At 55.1% G+C, this 18,486-nt stretch carries 19 protein-coding genes and 1 other RNA gene; 9 read left to right on the forward strand and 11 right to left on the reverse strand.

The annotated features are described in order from the left end of the window. Positions 1–2: 2 nt before the first annotated feature. Positions 3–551, forward strand: coding sequence for a helix-turn-helix transcriptional regulator (locus U740_RS02250; RefSeq protein WP_051921134.1), 549 nt, complete (start codon positions 3–5; stop codon positions 549–551). 82 nt (positions 552–633) lie between these two features. Here U740_RS02250 and blaOXA read toward each other — a convergent pair whose 3' ends face one another. The 3 genes from blaOXA to U740_RS02260 form a co-directional block, all read right to left on the reverse strand. Beyond that, entirely contained in the window at positions 634–1,416 is a 783-nt protein-coding gene (blaOXA, locus tag U740_RS02255) for a class D beta-lactamase (protein ID WP_036858707.1), read from the reverse strand. Between the two features lie 310 nt (positions 1,417–1,726). Continuing rightward, entirely contained in the window at positions 1,727–2,128 is a 402-nt protein-coding gene (locus U740_RS11970; RefSeq protein WP_081890807.1) for a GFA family protein, read from the reverse strand. Positions 2,129–2,172: 44 nt separating this feature from the next. Beyond that, a complete protein-coding gene (locus U740_RS02260) occupies positions 2,173–3,096 on the reverse strand; it encodes a hypothetical protein (protein WP_036858708.1) in 924 nt (307 codons plus the stop codon). Between the two features lie 444 nt (positions 3,097–3,540). On the opposite strand from U740_RS02260, the gene hemB reads away from it, so the two are divergent. Beyond that, positions 3,541–4,554, forward strand: a complete 1,014-nt coding sequence (gene hemB / locus U740_RS02265; protein ID WP_036858709.1) for a porphobilinogen synthase — start codon at positions 3,541–3,543, stop codon at positions 4,552–4,554. A 12-nt stretch (positions 4,555–4,566) separates the two neighbouring features. Here the strand turns inward: hemB and U740_RS02270 are convergent, their stop codons facing one another. The 6 genes from U740_RS02270 to U740_RS02295 form a co-directional block, all read right to left on the reverse strand. After that, complete coding sequence (locus U740_RS02270; protein ID WP_036858710.1) at positions 4,567–5,787, reverse strand: class I SAM-dependent rRNA methyltransferase; 1,221 nt, start codon at positions 5,785–5,787, stop codon at positions 4,567–4,569. A gap of 103 nt (positions 5,788–5,890) precedes the next feature. Further along, complete coding sequence (gcvH, locus tag U740_RS02275; protein ID WP_036858711.1) at positions 5,891–6,277, reverse strand: glycine cleavage system protein GcvH; 387 nt, start codon at positions 6,275–6,277, stop codon at positions 5,891–5,893. Between the two features lie 89 nt (positions 6,278–6,366). Further along, entirely contained in the window at positions 6,367–7,605 is a 1,239-nt protein-coding gene (locus tag U740_RS02280; RefSeq protein ID WP_235189799.1) for a UbiH/UbiF/VisC/COQ6 family ubiquinone biosynthesis hydroxylase, read from the reverse strand. Next, positions 7,598–8,893 (reverse strand): 2-octaprenyl-6-methoxyphenyl hydroxylase, encoded by a 1,296-nt coding sequence (gene ubiH / locus U740_RS02285; RefSeq protein ID WP_051921135.1) that lies wholly within the window; start codon positions 8,891–8,893, stop codon positions 7,598–7,600. The genes U740_RS02280 and ubiH overlap by 8 nt, the downstream gene beginning before the upstream one ends. Next, positions 8,890–10,203, reverse strand: coding sequence for a Xaa-Pro aminopeptidase (gene pepP, locus U740_RS02290; RefSeq protein ID WP_036858712.1), 1,314 nt, complete (start codon positions 10,201–10,203; stop codon positions 8,890–8,892). Before pepP ends, ubiH begins: the two co-directional genes overlap by 4 nt. 41 nt (positions 10,204–10,244) lie before the next feature. After that, positions 10,245–10,796 (reverse strand): UPF0149 family protein, encoded by a 552-nt coding sequence (locus U740_RS02295; RefSeq protein WP_235189898.1) that lies wholly within the window; start codon positions 10,794–10,796, stop codon positions 10,245–10,247. Between the two features lie 200 nt (positions 10,797–10,996). On the opposite strand from U740_RS02295, the gene U740_RS02300 reads away from it, so the two are divergent. The 6 genes from U740_RS02300 (at position 10,997) to U740_RS02320 (ending at position 15,183) form a co-directional block, all read left to right on the forward strand. Continuing rightward, the gene (locus tag U740_RS02300) at positions 10,997–11,203 is read left to right on the forward strand and encodes a TIGR02449 family protein (protein ID WP_036858713.1); all 207 of its coding nucleotides are present in this window, start codon (positions 10,997–10,999) and stop codon (positions 11,201–11,203) included. A 5-nt stretch (positions 11,204–11,208) separates the two neighbouring features. Continuing rightward, complete coding sequence (locus U740_RS02305) at positions 11,209–11,520, forward strand: cell division protein ZapA (RefSeq protein WP_036858714.1); 312 nt, start codon at positions 11,209–11,211, stop codon at positions 11,518–11,520. Positions 11,521–11,544: 24 nt separating this feature from the next. Further along, positions 11,545–11,721, forward strand: a non-coding RNA gene (gene ssrS / locus U740_RS11975) — 6S RNA. A 30-nt stretch (positions 11,722–11,751) separates the two neighbouring features. Further along, positions 11,752–12,324, forward strand: coding sequence for a 5-formyltetrahydrofolate cyclo-ligase (locus U740_RS02310; protein WP_036858716.1), 573 nt, complete (start codon positions 11,752–11,754; stop codon positions 12,322–12,324). A 28-nt stretch (positions 12,325–12,352) separates the two neighbouring features. Next, positions 12,353–13,777: a pyruvate kinase gene (pyk, locus tag U740_RS02315; protein ID WP_036858717.1), complete on the forward strand. Its 1,425-nt coding sequence runs from the start codon at positions 12,353–12,355 to the stop codon at positions 13,775–13,777. Positions 13,778–13,791: 14 nt separating this feature from the next. Beyond that, positions 13,792–15,183: an alkaline phosphatase gene (locus U740_RS02320; protein WP_036858718.1), complete on the forward strand. Its 1,392-nt coding sequence runs from the start codon at positions 13,792–13,794 to the stop codon at positions 15,181–15,183. Positions 15,184–15,204: 21 nt separating this feature from the next. Here the strand turns inward: U740_RS02320 and U740_RS02325 are convergent, their stop codons facing one another. Both U740_RS02325 and ilvA read right to left on the reverse strand, forming a co-directional pair. Then, the gene (locus U740_RS02325; RefSeq protein WP_051921137.1) at positions 15,205–16,107 is read right to left on the reverse strand and encodes a prenyltransferase; all 903 of its coding nucleotides are present in this window, start codon (positions 16,105–16,107) and stop codon (positions 15,205–15,207) included. Positions 16,108–16,135: 28 nt separating this feature from the next. Next, a complete protein-coding gene (gene ilvA / locus U740_RS02330) occupies positions 16,136–17,647 on the reverse strand; it encodes a threonine ammonia-lyase, biosynthetic (protein ID WP_036858720.1) in 1,512 nt (503 codons plus the stop codon). Between the two features lie 143 nt (positions 17,648–17,790). Between ilvA and rpiA the strand changes: the two genes are divergently transcribed. Then, a complete protein-coding gene (gene rpiA, locus U740_RS02335) occupies positions 17,791–18,483 on the forward strand; it encodes a ribose-5-phosphate isomerase RpiA (protein ID WP_036858721.1) in 693 nt (230 codons plus the stop codon). The last annotated feature ends 3 nt before the right edge of the window (positions 18,484–18,486 follow it).

Raw genomic sequence — 18,486 nt, forward strand, 5'->3', positions numbered from 1 at the left:
TCATGACCTCCCGGGACCGCGCCATACTGCTTATCACCCTGCTGCTGATCACGGCCATCATCGCCTTTGATCTGGTCACAGACTCCGGCGAGGGGGTCGCGCTCTGGCACCTCCTCGCGGAGGGCGCGGCAGGACTGCTGGGCCTGGGCGGTGTCTTTTACGTGCTGCAGGATATGTTCCGGCTGAAAAAGCACCTTCACCACGAGCGAGAAATTTCCGCCGGCCTGAAACAGGAATCGGAAGAATGGCGCAATCGCTCGAAAACCTATCTGGACGGACTCTCGGAGGCCATCGACCAGCAACTGACCGCCTGGCACCTCACACCGGCGGAAAGGGAGGTGGCATTTCTGCTGCTCAAGGGCATGAGCCTCAAGGAAATCGCAGAAATACGGGATACCGCGGAAAAGACCGCGCGGGTACAGTCCATGTCGATTTACGCCAAAGCCGGTCTGTCGGGTCGCTCGGAACTGGCGGCATTCTTTCTCGAAGACCTGCTGCCGGCCACGGGCATGAGCGGCAATAAAGACGCAGAGCAATCACCGTCTGCCTGAATGCCGAGCATTCGACGAAAACCGTAAAGGTCTAAAGAGGTCCAAACAGGCCGGATTGACGGCCTTGTTAGCCCATGATCTCTCACAGTACCCCCAACGCTGCAAGGCTCGCCTTGCCGATCTCAATGCGTTTGCCCGCGTCAGTTGCCTTCTGAATATCGATATTCAAAGCGAAGGCATACACATGATCATCCTTTTTAACCCAGCCGACCCACCAGCCGATGCCTGAATCCGGCGCATTCTCCCAACCTGTTTTCCCATACAATCGCCAATTGTCTCCTTGCTCCAGAAGGACGATCTCTCGAACACTCGTCTGAACATCTCGGGGTAGTGGTAGCTGTCCCTGAGCCAGCCTTGCCAGAAATCGGGCCTGCTCGATTGCACTAATCTTGAGCGGTCCTTCAAGCCAGAACGTATCGACGGTTGCGCCTATACGTCCATTTCCATAGCCAAGCTTTAAGACGTTCTCGCGCATTCGCTCCAAGCCAATGCGACGGGCAAGCTCCTGATAGATCGGAACATTGGAGAGCGTGATAGCCTCACGTAGCCCCATGTCTTTTTCCCAGACGGCAAATGACTGAGGCTTACCACCGTAAGGCAGGATCTCATCAACACCCTCTACCGCTTCGACGGCAAGACCAATCAAACTGTTAGGAATTTTGAAGGTGGAAGCGGGAATGAAACGCACCTTGGAGCGAGCTTGGTTGTGCCCTACAAATCGCCCCGCATCGACATCATAGAGTACGAAGGTTCCCGTCACGCCTGCACGCTTGAATAGCGCCCCAACTTCCGGAATCTCCTTCCACTCTGATGAGCATCCTTGCAGGGAAAAAAGTGTAAGTAATGCGGTGAGTAGTGCTTTCATAGCTGTTCTTTCTGTACCTACATTAAGCCGCGTTGCCTTTGTGTACTTGATAGCGCAACTCCGCCATACCAGCGCCCATCTGACGAACAGATATCAGGTAAAGACCTGGACTTAACACCCTTCGGGAAAGCAGTGGCCTACCCTTAACTAGGGTGGCGGAGCCAATCTGGATGATGACCAAAGGGGTCGGGGTGAATAAATTTTGATCGACCTAGTGGCGGAAGTGGTTAAAAAATATTCGTTACGACACCTTTATTTACCTTTGTTTAAAAGTCTTATCTGACCCCACTTATTCTTATTTCAAATATTTTCACGTTGGCAGACCCTCGAACTTCGGTACCTCCGCCAACCGCTCATCCCAAACGGCTTTGCTGGATGAGAATATATGCGCCGTTGGCAACATCGTTAATTGAGAATCCAAACATCCTGCGGGAACAACGACTAAACCCGCGACTGGCGAATTCGGCAATGCTGAACCACACAACTTACAAAAGCTCCGGCTATGACGAGTACCTGGAAGCGTGAAGGAAGCCACGGCATCTGCACCCGATTGCCAGACCAATTTAGCAGAATGCGAGAATAAATTTGCCGCATGGGCCGAACCCGTATCTTTTTGGCAATGCCGACAATGGCACAGGTAGAAGCTATCGAATTCACCTTTGACCTGAAAGCTCACCGTGCCGCACAGACAAGAACCGAAATGATCAGTCATCAGAACCTCTTCCGTGGCCTAGAGGTGAAATGCACATAACGCCCCTAAGAAGAGGCGCGCTCATGCGCGTCCTTCTTGCTTGCCTTGTTAGGTGAAAATATTCTTTGGAACCAACTTCTCTCTTCATCATGTGGCTGAAACATAGTCAACCAGTCACTGTAGTTATCATGACTTGGCATTAACCCTTGAGCTTTCTCCGTATTGAAATCTGGTCTTGTAATTTTCCTGATTTTTCTTCTGTACTTTTTAACGTAAAAGTTTCTCAACTCTTCGCCATATTTATTTAAATCTGAACAAAGCAGCGAGCTAAAATATATTACATCGTCTGTATATTGATAAATTCCTACAAGAGTATCTGAATATTCATGATTCACACTTCCATTAGCCAAAGGCATACCAAAATAATAATTTAAGGTTTCTTGTCCACGTATATTTGGAAATAGAGTTTTGAACTCCTCAATTAATTTATTCCTATACTCAAGACTGCTTCGTAATGTATTTAATGAGTTTGCAATTGCCGAAAGTAATGCCAATGGCCTGCCATTAATTGATATCCTATCTTGTATATTTTGTATTGCATCATCAAATGGAACAAATGGCATGTGAAGAGTTTTCAAGTCAGTATCGAATTGAATAGGCTGGCCGCCCTGCGGTGGGTTTTGCATGGTTTGTACGTAACGCTCTTTCTCAGATGCAAAATTTTCATACATTTCACGAATATGCTGGTTCTTCATTCCTAGCATTGAGTTGCACGTAAGGAAAGCAGCGCTTATAGCGAGATTCACAGATCTAAGCTCTAATTCAATATCTTCTCTCTTCCTAGCATTTGACCCGATCCTATGCGCAGCAATTGCGCCAGCAAAAGCTCCAGCTAAAGCCCCTACAATAGATGAGAAGAACTGTGAATTTGCAAATGCATATAGTTCTTCTTTGGGCAATTCATATATAAACTGAAACAATATATCCATATGGTCCGATTACACTAATGCCCCTAACATTCTGTTAATGAGGCCTTCGGCCTCATAATAATAATTATTAAAAGGCGGCCACTGTAATATATTACAGTGGCACCCGTAGTCTTCAGTAACACGTTGACCTTCATAACAACCTATACACCATCAGATATCCAAAACCTGTTATCAGGGCCGCATTTGGTTTGCTGTACAAAAAATCTGGCAAGCTGAATACGCTGTCGACTCGAAAGGATATTTTTGCAATATCGCCATCACCCTTCCTGTGGTTTTGGTTGTTTCCCGCAGAAGCAATTTGGCCGACTGGCCTTCACTAGTGCCACAAGTATTTCACTGCGGTCCTGTAGTCGCAACCGCTGTTAGTGGCCCCATCCACCAACAAATTGATTAACCGCCCCATCCCACCTATCATCTTCACGCTTATCTGAATCCGGAGCCTCCATGAGTTTCAGCCATAATCGCGGCCCTTTTCCCGCCACCCGCCTGCGTCGCAACCGCGCCGACGATTTCTCCCGCCGTCTGGTCCGGGAGTCGCTGCTGACTCCCAATGATCTGATTTACCCGGTGTTTGTGCTGGAGGGTGTCGGCCAGCGCGAGGCGGTGGGCTCGATGCCCGGTATCGAGCGGCTGTCTATTGATCTGCTGGTGAAACAGGCGCGGGAAATTGCCAGCCTCGGCATTCCCGCCATTGCGCTGTTCCCGGTAACGCCGCAGTCCGCCAAAAGCCTGCTGGCGGAAGAAGCCTACAATCCGGACGGTCTGGCCCAGCGGGCGGTAAAAGCCATCAAGGATGCGGTGCCGGAACTGGGGGTGATGACCGATGTGGCGCTGGACCCGTTCACGGTGCACGGCCAGGACGGCATTATCGATGACCAGAGCGGCTATGTGTTGAACGACATCACCGTTGAAACACTGGTGAAACAGGCCCTGTCCCACGCTGCCGCCGGTGCCGATGTGGTGGCACCCTCGGACATGATGGATGGTCGCATTGGTTCGGTGCGGGCAGCGCTGGAACAGGCCGGGCATGTGAATACCCGTATCATGGCTTACTCGGCCAAATATGCGTCCAGTTACTACGGCCCGTTTAGGGACGCGGTGGGTTCAGCGGGCAATATCAAGGGTGGCGACAAGAAAACCTATCAGATGGACCCGGCCAATAGCGACGAGGCGCTGCACGAGTGCGCCCTCGATTTGCAGGAGGGCGCGGACATGATCATGGTGAAACCGGGCATGCCCTATCTGGACGTGGTGCGCCGGGTGAAGGAAGAATTGAAAGCCCCCACCTTTGTGTATCAGGTGAGTGGCGAATACGCCATGCATGTGGCGGCGTTCCAGAACGGCTGGCTGAATCGCGAGCAGATCATTCTCGAATCACTGTTGTGCTTCAAGCGCGCCGGTGCCGATGGGGTACTGAGCTATTTTGCGATGGAAGCCGCCCGCCTGCTGAACGACTAGCCAGCGTACCTCTCAACCGGCAATATCCCGGGCAAAAATTGCTTTCAGATAGCTGGTTTCCGCAATGGCCGGATGCACCGGATGATCGGGGCCCTGCCCGCCCTGTGCGAAAACCTGCAGCTGGCGATGCCGGTGAGCCGCCGCTGTTTTCACGACATCCATCAGCGCTTCCCGCGACAAATGCATGGAACAGGAGGCGGAAACCAGTGTGCCGCCCGGGGCCAATAGTCTGAGCGCCAACTGGTTGATCTGATGATAGGCCTTTTCACCCTGACGCTGATCCTTGCGCCGCTTGATAAAAGCCGGCGGGTCCAGCACCACCAGGTCGTAGGTACGACCCTGGTCCAGCACAGATTTCATCAGGTCATTGGCCTTGCCCTGCAGGGTGGAAAACTCGCCCCGGTAATCATTCAGAACGGCGTTTTCCTGCGCCAGAGCCAGGGCATCGCCCGACACGTCGATACAGGTAACCGAGCTGGCACCGGCGACGGCTGCCTGCACGCCCCAACCACCCACGTAACTGTAGACATCCAGCACTGACTTGTCTTTTGCCAGATGTTGCAGGCGCTGGCGGTTTTCCCGATGATCGTAAAACCAGCCGGTTTTTTGACCGGTGAGCAGCGGCGCCATAAAGCGAACACCGTTTTCCTCCAACTCCACCCGTTCAGGGATGTCTCCGGCCACGACCTCCACGTACTCCGGCAAACCTTCCATGGTGCGAAAAGAGCCCTGGTTGCGCAGCAGGATACCCGCCGGAGAAAACACTTCATCCAGCGCCTCAATCACCTCATTCCGCCGGCTGTCCATCGCCGCCGTGGTCAGCTGTACCGACAGATAATCGCCAAACCGATCGACAACCAGACCGGGCAGAAGGTCGGAATCACCAAAGATCGCCCGATAAAAGGGCTTATCGAAACACTGTTCACGCAGCTTCATGGCCTGCCTTAGGCGCAGCACAATCAGGTTGCGGTCGAGCTGGCAGCCCTGCTCCAGAGAATACAGCCGGGCGCAGATCAGGGTAGACGGATTCACCGAGGCCATGCCAACAAAATGCCCCCTGGCATCTTCGACAACGACAACCGCACCAGCCGAAAGGCCTTTCAGCGGTGTCATATCAGTGTTCACCTCATTGCTATATATCCACAGGTGGCCCGCGCGCAACCGACGGTCTGCACCGGTCTTGAGGCGCAAACTGGCTACCGGGGTTTGCTCGACGGGCGATTCAACTGACATGGCTAACTCCAAAAAAAAGGTAAAGCTACAAACAAAAAGAGCTGCCACCTGGCAGCTCTGCGTGGCGGAAACTGAACCGCCTTGATCCTGCTAATCGACTTTACTAATCGCTGGCCAGATCCTGATAACTGTCGGCGTCGAGCAGATCTTCCAGCTCATCGGGGTCAGACATTTTGAGCTTGAAGAACCAGCCGTCGTCATAGGGCGAATCGTTGATCGTTTCGGGGGCATTCTCGAGAAGCTCATTAATGGCAATCACCTCACCGGAAACCGGGGCATAAATATCCGAGGCCGCTTTTACTGACTCGACAACCCCAGCGTCATCACCCGCCACCAGCACAGCACCAATCTCGGGCAGTTCCACATAAACCACGTCACCCAGGCTGTCCTGTGCATGTTGGGTAATCCCAACGGTTACAGTGCCATCGCCCTCATCACGTGCCCATTCATGGGTAGGAGCATATTTCAGGTCCCCGGGTGTCTCGCTCATGGTGATCTCCTCGATATTGACGATCTAAAACTGTCGGCGATTCTAAACCCGATCGGGCGCAAACAGAAGTACCGAATCAGCCGAACTCACTATGTCAGGCCCATAGCCTGCCGGATCAACTGCTTTTTCAATGGTCCCGCTCCGTTAAACAGGGCCATGCCGTCATTGCGCAGCAGTCGCAACGGCAGCTTGTCAGATTCAAACAGACGTTTGAAACCTTCCATCGCGGCCATCATCGCCAGATTCTGTGGCTTGCGGCGGCGCTGGTAGCGCGCCAGTGCCAATCGGTCGCCGGGGGGCAGCCCTCGCTGCAATGCCCGCTGCACTTCCTCTGCCAGCACAGCCGCATCCTGTAGACCCAGATTGACGCCCTGCCCCGCCAGGGGATGAATACTGTGGGCCGCGTCTCCCAGCAGGGCGACACCGGGAACCGTGTAATCGACCGCATGGCGCTGCCAAAGCGGGATGCAGTAACGGCGATCGGCAGCAACCACTTCTCCCAGGCAATGGTCTGCCGCCTGACCGAGAGCCTGACAAAACCCCGTGTCATCGAGCGCCATCAGCGACTCCGCCACCGGGGTTTGTTGAGACCAGACAATGGAGCAATGTCGAGTGTCACCCCCGTCGCCCAACAGTGGCAGAAACGCCAGTGGCCCGGCTGGCAGAAAACGCTGCCTCGCCGTATAGCCATGGCTCTTTTCTGTGGTTACCGTTGTCACAATCGCATGATGGCCATAATCCCATTGCCTGAGCTTCAGACCACACAACCTGCGAATACCGGAATTCGCACCATCGGCTGCAGCCACCAACCCGGCACTGACGGACCGGCCGTCCGTCAGGGTCAGAACGGCCATGTCAGAATCACTGCCGGCAATGGTCAGGTCCTCGACCACCGCAGGGCACAACAGCTCCACATTGGGCATGTCCTCCAATCGTTGCAGCAGCGCCCCGACGATCAGTGCATTCTCCACAATATGGCCCAGGTTGGGCTGACGCACATCGGCGCAGTCAAACTCGATATGACCGGTGCCATCGGCTTCCCAGATTTCCATACGATGGTAGGCGCAGACACGCTGCGCCGCGATCAACGACCAAACGCCCATTTGATCGAACAATTGTCGGGAGGATTCCGTCAGCGCCACGACCCGGGGATCAAAGCTGCTCGACAGGTCGGGCATCGTAAAGGGACGGGCTTCCAGAACCCCGATGCGCAGTGACTGTCCCCAACTGGACCCGGCGATCAGCACGGCCAGACTGGCACCGACCATACCGGCACCCACGACGACAATATCAAACGACTTTTCGGTCACCCGCTCTTTTTCAGCCACCGGTGGTATTTCCCAACGTATTGCCTAACATGGCCCCCAACATGGGCGTTCCCCGGGTCTCCAGCCCCATACCGAGCCGGGTAAATTGATGGCGCAGCAGCGGCACCGTATCCAGTGCCAGCAAACCGGTGTTGCGCAACAACGCCATCGGGATGGAATGCATGCCGAATACCCGGGGGAGCAAATCGCTCAGTAAAATGGTCTGCTGCTGGTCCAGTTGCTGTCGCTGAAGGTACTGTTGCAGCACGCTTAACTCCCCCGGGGTCTGGTGGTTTTCCGCTGCCTCACCCAGTGTCTCCGCCAGCACAGCCACATCGCGCAGGGCGAGATTGAATCCCTGCCCCGCCACCGGGTGCAACGAATGCGCAGCATTGCCGACCACAACCAGGTGCCTGCGCACCTGTTCTTCACTGGTGATCAGACTCAGGGGATACACCTGCCGACTCCCCACCCGGACAAAGGGTCCCAACCGATAGCCAAACCGCTGCTGTAACCGGGCGAGAAATTCCGCCTCATCGGCTGCCAGCAATTCAGCCGCCTGCTCTGGCGGCATGGTCCAGACCATTGCACAGCGGTGCTCTCCGGCCATTGGCTGCAGTGGCAACATGGCCATTGGGCCAAGATCGGTAAAGCGCTCATAGGCGATGCCGCCATGATCCAGCTGCAACCCGATATTGGCGACCACAGCAGCCTGCCCATAATCCTTGCACCGTGAATCAATCGCCAGCTGTTGACGGGTTTGGGAATGTGCACCATCGGCCACCACCAGCAGATCGGCACTGATCATCTCTACGGCATCCGTGTCATCGGAAGAAACCTGCAACTGCATACCGCGACTCGACGGGCTGACGGCCGCGACCTGAGCCGGTGCTGTCAACTCGACATCCGGCGCCCGCTGCAGCGCAGCCATCAATACGTCGCCCAGCTGGCGGTTCTCGACCACATAACCCAGCGCGGGCAGGTTCTGTTCGGCAGCCGTGAGCCGCGTCCTGCCAAAATGGCCCCGATCTGAAACGTGTACTTGACGGATCTCGGTGAGACCTTCATCCAGTGATTGCCAGAGCCCCAGCAACTCAAAAATTTCCCGGCTGCTGTGAGAAAGCGCTGTAGAGCGCCCGTCGAAACTCGGCGGCAGGGTTGCATTGCTATGCAGGGGAAAGGATTCAATGACCCGGATGCGCCAGCCTGCCTTCAGGTGGGACAGCAGCAAGGCCAGACTGACCCCCACCATGCCACCGCCGACAATAGCGATATCCACCGCAGATTCGGAGGCAGCGCGGCCCGTCATTTGCCGGCCATCAGGGTTTCAATATCACTGGTTGTCTTGGGCGCATCGGCGCTCAGCACTACCGCGCCCGCACCACTCAACAGGATGTCATCTTCAATACGTATGCCAATGCCCCGCCAGCGTTCATCGACCCGGGTATTATCCCTGGCAATATAAATCCCGGGTTCGACGGTCAGAACCATCCCGGACTCCAGCAATCGCCACTCATCGTGCACCTTGTAATCGCCCACATCGTGGACATCCATACCCAGCCAATGGCCGGCGCGGTGCATATAGAAGTCGCGATAGGCGCCGGTTTCAACCAGCTCATTCCGCTCACCATCGAGAATACCCAGTTCAACCAGACCGTCAGTGATGACTCTCACCGTGGTCTGGTGAGGTTCATTCCAGTGATTGCCCGGTTTACAGGCTTCGATGGCTTCAAGCTGGGCCTGCAATACCACGTCATAAATCGCTTTCTGTTCAGCCGAGAAACGGCCGTTCACCGGGAATGTGCGGGTAATGTCAGAGGCATAGTGCTCCAGCTCACATCCTGCATCGATCAATACGAGGTCACCACTGGTCAGCTTGGCACTGTTTTCCACGTAGTGAAGAATACAGCCGTTGGCACCCCCACCGACGATAGAGTTGTAGGCCGGGAAACGTGCACCGGCCATGGCGAATTCGTGTTCGATCTCGGCCTGCAACTGATACTCGTACATGCCCGGACGACAGACCTGCATGGCGCGGCAATGGGCTCTGGCAGAAATACTCGCCGCCGCCCGCATGATCTTCTGCTCACCGGCACTCTTGAATAACCGCAACTCATGTAAAAAATGATCGAGATCGACAAGCTCCCCCGGCGGACTGGCCCCGGCCCTCGAGCGGGAACGGATACTGTTGATCCACTCCATAAGGTGGCGATCGAAAGAGGGATCCCGACCCATTGCGTAATAGACCTTTTCTCGGCCCTCGAGCAGACCCGGCAGAATGTCGTCAATATCGTCGATGGGGAACGCGTCGTCTGCACCGTATTCGCTGCATGCTCCCTCCGGACCAGCCCGGTAGCCATCCCATATTTCGCGCTCGGGATTGCGCTCCCGGCAAAACAGGAGGAACTGGCCCTGTTCGCGACCGGGGATGAGTACCAGCACGGCCTCGGGCTCCGAAAAACCGGTCAGATAATAAAAATCACTATCCTGCCGATAGGGGTAATGCGTATCCCGATTACGAATGCGCTCGGCAGCGCCGGTGATGACGGCAATGCTGTTATCTGTCATCAGCTCCATAAGCGTCCGGCGGCGGCGGGCAAATTCCTGCTTGCTGATCATATGATTACGGTGTCTCCGGACAAGATCCTGGCGGTAAAAATCTAGTGAAGTGTTGGGGATAGGGGGTCATCGACTTTCTTGTTCAACTCCGCATAGACCAATAGTACGGCCACCCTGACGTATTCGACCAGTTCAGTATAACTGACCTCGTCTTCTTCACTTTCTTCATCCAGGGTTCCGATCTGGGAAATGGCGGCCAGATCACCCAGCGCATCGGCGATATCCCCGGTCAACGTCGCGTCTTCGGAAAGTCCGGCGCTGCCGAGACCGAACAGGAAGCCCTGACACCATTCTCCCAATGACAGCAGGCGCTGATTCAGCTCCACTTCGTCACCTGGCAGCAAGGGTTGAAACTCATAGGTGCCACTGCTGATCGATTCAAGTGACAAAAGGTGCAGATCCGGCAATACGTCGCCGAGATCCTCCACCCGCTCCCTGACCACATCAAGCAACTGGCAGGCCATGGTGATTAATTCTTCTCCCCCGGCATGCTGGCCGCCACTGATACGACCACACAACAAGCCATGCAACTCTGCAGGGCTACCCGGCAAATTCGCGCGTAAAAACGCATCGGCAATGTCATTAAAGTCCATATCCACCTGTATTTCCGGCAAGCAAATGAAGGGGGAATCCTACCACCCTTCCAAAGGCCAAGCATCCCGCCGTATGACAGAAATAAAAACCCCAGCCTCCATAACAGACTAGACAATATTTCTCGAAGCACTGTAAGGATTATTGACCGGCGTGTTAGGGCACAATATAGTGGTCTGCAATTATATTCACGGTTGGGTCCATGTCAGAAGATTTACAAACCCTTGAACAGAAAATTGATCGACTGATCAATATCTGTGCGCGCCTGCAGAAAGAAAACCTCTCCCTGCGCGAGCGTGAATCAACCCTTTTAAAGGAACGCAGCAAGCTCCTGGAAAAAAATGAACTGGCTCGCAACCGGGTTGAGCACATGATTGTCAGACTCAAAAACCTCAATAACGAAGGCTGAACCGGATGAACCCGCAGACTGTCAACATCCGCATTCTCGACAAGGAATATCAGGTCAGTTGTCCACCAGAAGAGCGCGATGCCCTGCTGCTCTCTGCCCGAGCACTGGATGAGCGCATGCGTTCAATCCGCAACAGTGGTGGCGTTATCGGACTGGAGCGTATTGCCGTGATGGCGGCATTGAACCTCACCTATGACCTGTCCAAGTTGGAAGCACAAACCGCCAGCCATAGCCTTTCCGCTGAGGCTTTTCAGCGTCTGGACCGTAAACTTTCCTCCGCCCTGGAAAGTTTTGAGCCTTCCACCTCCTCCTTTTAACGACTCTCTGAGCTATACTGTGAGGACGCCCTGGAGTGTTTGCCAGTCGACAAGTCCTTGAGCCGATAATCTGTAACCTGGAGGGTAACAGTCTGTACGGTGTGCAAGTCCGCGTGACGGAAAGCCTAAAGTATTGCGTTACCCACCACCTTGAACTTTACGGTTCAAGGCCACATTGACAGCGGCACTTCCGGGGATCCTACAATCAACACCCAATAAGACCGAGCAGCGATGGACAACAAAGCCATTCGTAAAGAGATGCGCCAAAAACGCCAGTCGCTGTCCGCACCACAGCAAGCCGATGCCAGTCACGGACTTGCCCGGCAATTATGTCGGCTACCGGTCTTTCTTTTTGGCAAGAACATCGCTTTCTATCTGGCCAATGACGGCGAAATAGACCCGTGTATAGCGATGGGAATCGCCGAAGCGGCCGGCAAAGCCTGCCACTTACCCGTCTTGCACCCACTGAAACAGAATCGTTTGCACTTTGTCCGCTACCGAACAGGACAACCGCTGACAGGCAACCGCTTCGGTATAGCCGAGCCCCCCCTGCGCCGCAACCGGATCGTTCCGCTACTTGCCATAGACGTGGTTCTTTTACCTATGGTCGCCTTTGACAGACAGGGCAACCGGCTGGGCATGGGCGGCGGCTTTTACGACCGCACGCTGAGTCAGAGTTTCAGGCTGACCAAATTCATCGGTTTAGCCCACAGCTGTCAGGAAACTGATAGTATTGCTCCGCAACCCTGGGATATCCCGTTACAAGCCATCGTTACCGAACGGGATATTATTCAGATTCGTTAGTCCAGTCAGGTCAAGAAGCCTTTTCAATATGCGCAAAACCAAAATTATTTGTACCATAGGACCTGTTACCGAGTCCTACGACATGCTGGAACAGCTGGCCGACGCTGGCATGAACGTGGTGCGACTCAATATGTCACACGGCGACCATGAATCCCACGCCAGGGTTATCAAGGCAGTTCGAACCCTCAACAAAAAACGCCACCATCCGATTGCCGTCCTGATAGACACGCAGGGCCCTGAAATTCGCACCGGTGACATCCACAATGAACTCGACCTGAAGCAAGGCGATGAAATCTCGGTGGTTGCTCGGGGCGAGGACGACGTGGAGGCAAGCTCCATTCGGATCAATTATGAAAACCTGATCGACGATGTGGAGATCGGCGATAAAATTACTGTGGATAACGGCCTGATCAATCTCGAGGTTCTCAGCAAGGAAGATCGCGTAATGCGCTGCCGCGTCGTCGATGGTGGCGTACTGAAAAGCAAGCGCCATGTGAATTTACCCGGCATCAGGGTAAACCTTCCGGCCATTACCGAAAAAGACAAGCGCGATATTGAATTCGCCATCGAACAGGAGGTGGACTTTATTGCGCTCTCTTTCGTGCGCGACGCTGAAGATATTCACCAACTCCACCAACTGCTCGGGGATAAAGCCGACAAAATCAAGGTAATCTCCAAGATCGAAGACCAGGAAGGCGTCAAAAACGTCCGGGAAATCATCAAGGTGTCGGACGGTTTGATGGTGGCGCGGGGCGATCTCGGAGTGGAGATCGCTATTGAAAAACTGCCCCGGGTACAACGGCGCATTATTCGTCTCTGCGCCCAGGAGGGTAAACGGGTCATCGTTGCCACCCACATGCTGGAATCCATGATTGAAAACCCCATGCCCACCCGCGCCGAAGTCACGGATGTGGCCAATGCCGTCTATGAAGAAGCCGACGCCATCATGTTGTCCGGCGAAACCACCATCGGCAAATACCCGGTTAAATGTGTGGAGATCCTCGATCGCATCGCCCGTTCCATTGAACTCAGTCGGGGCCTTCGCTTTACCGATAACCTGATTCTCAAAAATGACAAGGAAGAGATTGCCGCCGCCGCCGTGAAGCTGGCTGAATCAATCAAAGCCAAAGCCATTATTGTACCCACCCGCCGGGGACGCATGGCAGGTTATGTCACCAACTGCCACCCCCAGGCACCGATTATCTGCGCCTTTACCAACGACAGTCGCACTCGCCGTCAGCTGGTTCTGAACCGCAACGTCCTGAGTTTTCGCATCAACTTCAGTGAAGACCCGGAAAAAACCCTCGCCACAGCGGCCAACATCCTCATTGAACGGGCCGAGTTTACCCCGGAGGACCGACTGGTGGTTATTTCCGACGCCCTCGCCGGATCCGGCATTGATGCCATACAGATCCGAAAACTGGGGGATCTGTTGAAAGTGCCTATCGAGTAGCACCAGGCAAGACGATGCTTAAGGTCGGCCGAATACTGGCAACGCTTCTCATCAGCGGGCTCCTCGCAACTGATGTCGTATTCGGCGACACCGTCGAACCAGCCAATGTGATTCTTTTTATCGGCGATGGCATGGATGAACACCAAATCACCATGGCACGCAATTACCTACTCGGGCCGGAAGAAGGTCTCCTGGCGATGGAACAATTGCCGGTGCGCAGTTCTGCCCAGGTACAGACCCTGCTGGAAAACCGGCCAGACCGGTTCACTTTTATCGCCGATAGCGCCAACTCCGCATCGACGCTGGCCACCGGCCAACTCACCAGCACCGGGCGCATTGCCACCAGCGCCGGAACAGACTTCGACCAGCCCACTATCCTGCAGGCCGCTCGCGAATCCGGATTTCTCACAGGGCTGGTCACCACCGCCAGTCTGACCGATGCCACCCCCGCCGCTTTTGTTGCCCATACAGCACACCGCAACTGTCAGGGACCAGAGGATATGAATCGCCCCATCAGCTACGCGCCGCCCTCTCAGCAGTGCGCCATCGACTCGAAACAACAGGGCGGTCCCGGCTCCATCGCAGAACAACTCATTGATGCCCGCGTTGATGTCTTACTTGGTGGCGGAAAAAAATACTTTGCCCAGAAAAATCATGTGGGTGCGCAACTGCTGGACCAGGCCAGGTCTCATGGCTATCAACTGATCGACCATATCGGCCAAAGGGATGCATCGGATCAGCCACGACTGCTCGGCCTGTTTTCACCGGGACATCTGCCGGTGGAATGGATCGGCAGCGGCGACCGCAAAGCCGAGGCTGTCGAACTGGCGTCAGGAAAACCCGTGTTCGCCACGCCTTTTGGCTGCCTGAAAAATCCCCGACACAACGGCATACCGACATTGGCCCAAATGACCCGAAAGGCACTTACCCGGTTATCCAGAGACCCTTCGCGAGGGTTTTTTCTGATGGTCGAGGGAGCATCCATCGACAAGCAGGCCCATCGGCGCAACCCCTGTGGTCAGATTGGGGAATTGAGCGCACTGGACAGTGCAGTGGCGGTCGCACGCGAATTTGCCAAACAACATCCCGGCACCCTGATCATCGTCACGGCAGATCATGGTCAGGCCGGCCAGATTTTACCTCTGCCAGACAACTATATGGCCTTGACCGAATCGTTGAAAAGCCCCCAATACCCCCCGGGGCATTACGCCGTACTGAAAACCCGGCACGGTGACCTGATGGCTGTGGGCTATGCCACCAACGCTCCACCCCACGGGGGATGGGAACAGCACACAGGGGTCGATGTTCCCGTGTTTCTGGAGGGAATTGACGGGCAGGAAGTTCCAACGTTGATGAGCCAGCGGGATATTTTCCGGTTAATGCGAGCGCATTTGCAGCTGCCCTGAGTGGCTGCGCCGATAATCCTGCTAACCCAGCAGGATGCCGACACCCAGCAGCACCGGAGTCAACAACACCAACAATACATTCTTGCCCAGGGCGGGCACCATGGCCGGAATATCGCCACCACTACCCAGCAGATCACGAGTAATCAGCAGTCCCTGTGGCAGGGTGGTTAATGCCAGCAATGCCGGCCACGGCAACAGACCAAGCACCACGCCGATCACCACAGAACCGTATGCGCCAAGCAGCAACAACCGGTAAATACGAACACTGGCCACCACCCCCAGCAATACCGGAAAATGACGTCGACCCACCGCCCGATCTGCATCGATATCCGGGAGCTGATTGAGCAATAACAGGGCATTGACCAGAAAGAACACCGCCCAGCCAACGGATTGTCCAGCGGCGAAAAAATCCCCTGTCAAAACATAGACGGTCCCGTTAACCATCAGCAGCCCGAAACCCACACCGGGGGATACCAGGCACGCCATCGGCATTCGGTTTATCAGGCGGGTGTAGGCAACGATAATCAATCCACCCAACAGGCCCAGCGAGAGAATTCCCGGTCCCACCCGCCATGAAAAGTAGACGCCGATCAGCACCATGAGCAGAAAAGCACCGATAAAAAGCCACAGTGCAGTGCCCAGCAGAAAAGGCCGGTCGGGCAGCGTCCCGCTACCACCGCTGAACGGCGTTCGATGGGTGATATTATCGAGGCCGCTTTTAAAGTCCTGGTATTCGTTGAGCGCGTTGACCGCCACATGAGCCGCCAGTGCGCCCACAACAATCAACAACAGCAGATCCAGTGGCAATCTGCCGGTTAGCTGAAAACTGACCGCGGCAGCTGGAAACAGTACCGCCAGCGTCAACAGCAGGAAAGGGCCTCTGGCAATCGCAAATATGGCCTGGAATCGCCGGGCTATCAGCACGAGATGACCTCCCCATTTTCCCCAGACGCTAGCTCAGAAAAAACTGGTAAGCGGGATTTTGGGTCTCTTCCTTCCAGGTGTAACCCAGCTGGTCAAGGAACTGACTCACCAGCTTCTGTTCGCCCAATGGCACCTGCAGGCCCACCAGAACCCGTCCATAGGCAGCGCCGTGGTTGCGATAGTGGAACATGGAAATATTCCACTGCCCACCCAGCTGGTTGAGGAAATTCATCAGTGCTGCAGGCCGCTCGGGAAACTCAAAGCGGTACACCACCTCTTCGGTCGCCTCCGGCGCACGGCCGCCGACCATATGACGAATGTGCAGCTTGGCCATTTCGTTGTCAGTCATATCCACCAGCGGATACCCCTTGTCGGTCAGATCCGCCACCAGTTGCTGACGATCCTCATCACCGGAGACCTGCACACCGACAAAGATATGGGCCTCGGCGGGATCGCCCATGCGGTAGTTGAACTCGGTAATGTTGCGCTTGCTGAGAGAGGTGCAAAAGGCCTTGAAGCTGCCCGGTTGTTCGGGAATCGTCACCGCCAGAATCGCCTCGCGTTTTTCACCGATTTCCGTGCGCTCGGAGATATAGCGAAGCCTGTCAAAATTGATATTGGCGCCACAATCCACCGCCAGTAGCGTCTGCCCTTTTACACCGGTGCGCTCGACATATTTTTTCAGTCCGGCCAGACCCAGTGCCCCGGCGGGCTCACAAATGGATCGGGTATCCTCGAAGGTATCCTTGATCGCCGAACAGATCTCGTCCACCGACACGGTAATCACTTCATCAATGCTATTGCGGAGCACCCGAAAGGGCTCCTTGCCGATCTGGGCCACGGCCGCGCCGTCGGCGAATAGCCCCACATGCTTTAGGCGAACCCGACGACCCGCTTTCATCGCGGCATCAAGACAGGCCGCATCCTCCGGCTCCACGGCGATCACCTTGACTTCAGGTCGCACATACTTAATGTATGCCGCCATCCCCGCCGCCAAACCGCCACCCCCAACCGCAATGAACACCGCATCAAGCGGACCGGATACCTGCCGTAAAATTTCCATCGCAATGGTGCCCTGACCGGCAATCACATCGGGATCATCAAACGGGTGGATATACGTCATGCCCTTTTCCGTCACCAGCTTAAGCGCATAGTCCGAGGCTTCATCATAGGTGTCACCCTGCAGGACGACCTTTGCCCCACGGGCCCGTACCGCATTGACCTTGATCTGTGGTGTGGTGGTCGGCATGACAATGATTGCCTTGACACCCAGTTTTTTGGCGGCCATGGCGAGGCCCTGGGCGTGATTTCCCGCCGATGCAGCGACCACGCCTTTGGCGAGTTGCTCTTCAGTGAGGCAGAGCATCTTGTTGTAAGCCCCGCGCAACTTAAAGGAAAACACCGGTTGCAAATCTTCCCGTTTCAGTAGCACCCGGTTACCGAGACGCTGGGACAATTGTGCGGCCTCATCTACCGGGGTTTCCACCACCAGATCATAGATACGGGCATTTAGGATACGTTTTACGTAGTTTTGTGGCATTTTTCTGGATACTGTCCAATTAGGTTATCAACGGGCAATAGTAAATTTTCCCCTCTGACAACACCAGCGCTGCGGGGGATTATCTGTCTTTTCGTCCGTTGATCCGTATAATCAGCCTCTTCTGAAATCGGGCAAACAGAACCATGAGCGCACCATCGAACAGCCAGGATGCCATGAAACAGGCCGTCGCCGCCGCCGCTGTGGAATTCACTTTGCAACGCATCGACGACAAAAGCACCATTGGCATTGGTACCGGCTCAACGGCCAATGCCTATATCGACTTGCTGGCAGAACACAAAGCCAAAATAACGGGTACGGTTGCCAGCTCCGAGTCCTCAGCCGAGCGGTTGCGGAGCCATGGTATTCCCGTCTACGACCTGAACAGTGTCGATGAGATTACCCTGTATGTGGACGGTGCCGACGAGGTAAACCCCCACCTGGAGCTGATCAAGGGTGGCGGCGGCGCCCTCACCCGCGAAAAAATCGTTGCGGCGGTGGCTCGCGAATTTCTCTGTATTGCCGACCAGTCCAAGTGGGTCGAACATCTGGGCACCTTTCCACTACCGGTGGAAGTGATCCCCATGGCACGCAGTCATGTGGCTCGTGAACTGGTCAAGCTGGGTGGTGATCCGGTCTACCGGCAAGGTGTAGTGACAGATAATGGCAACGTCATTCTCGACGTACACCACCTTTTCCCCATCAGTCCGGTACGCAAACTGGAAGAGCAGATCAACAATATCACCGGGGTGGTCTGCAATGGCCTGTTTGCCCTGCGCCCGGCAGATGCCCTGATGCTCGGCACATCGACCGGCGTCAAGACCATCTACCCGGGCTGACTG

Origin of the sequence: Porticoccus hydrocarbonoclasticus MCTG13d, assembly GCF_000744735.1 — a bacterium.
GTDB lineage: Bacteria > Pseudomonadota > Gammaproteobacteria > Pseudomonadales > Porticoccaceae > Porticoccus > Porticoccus hydrocarbonoclasticus.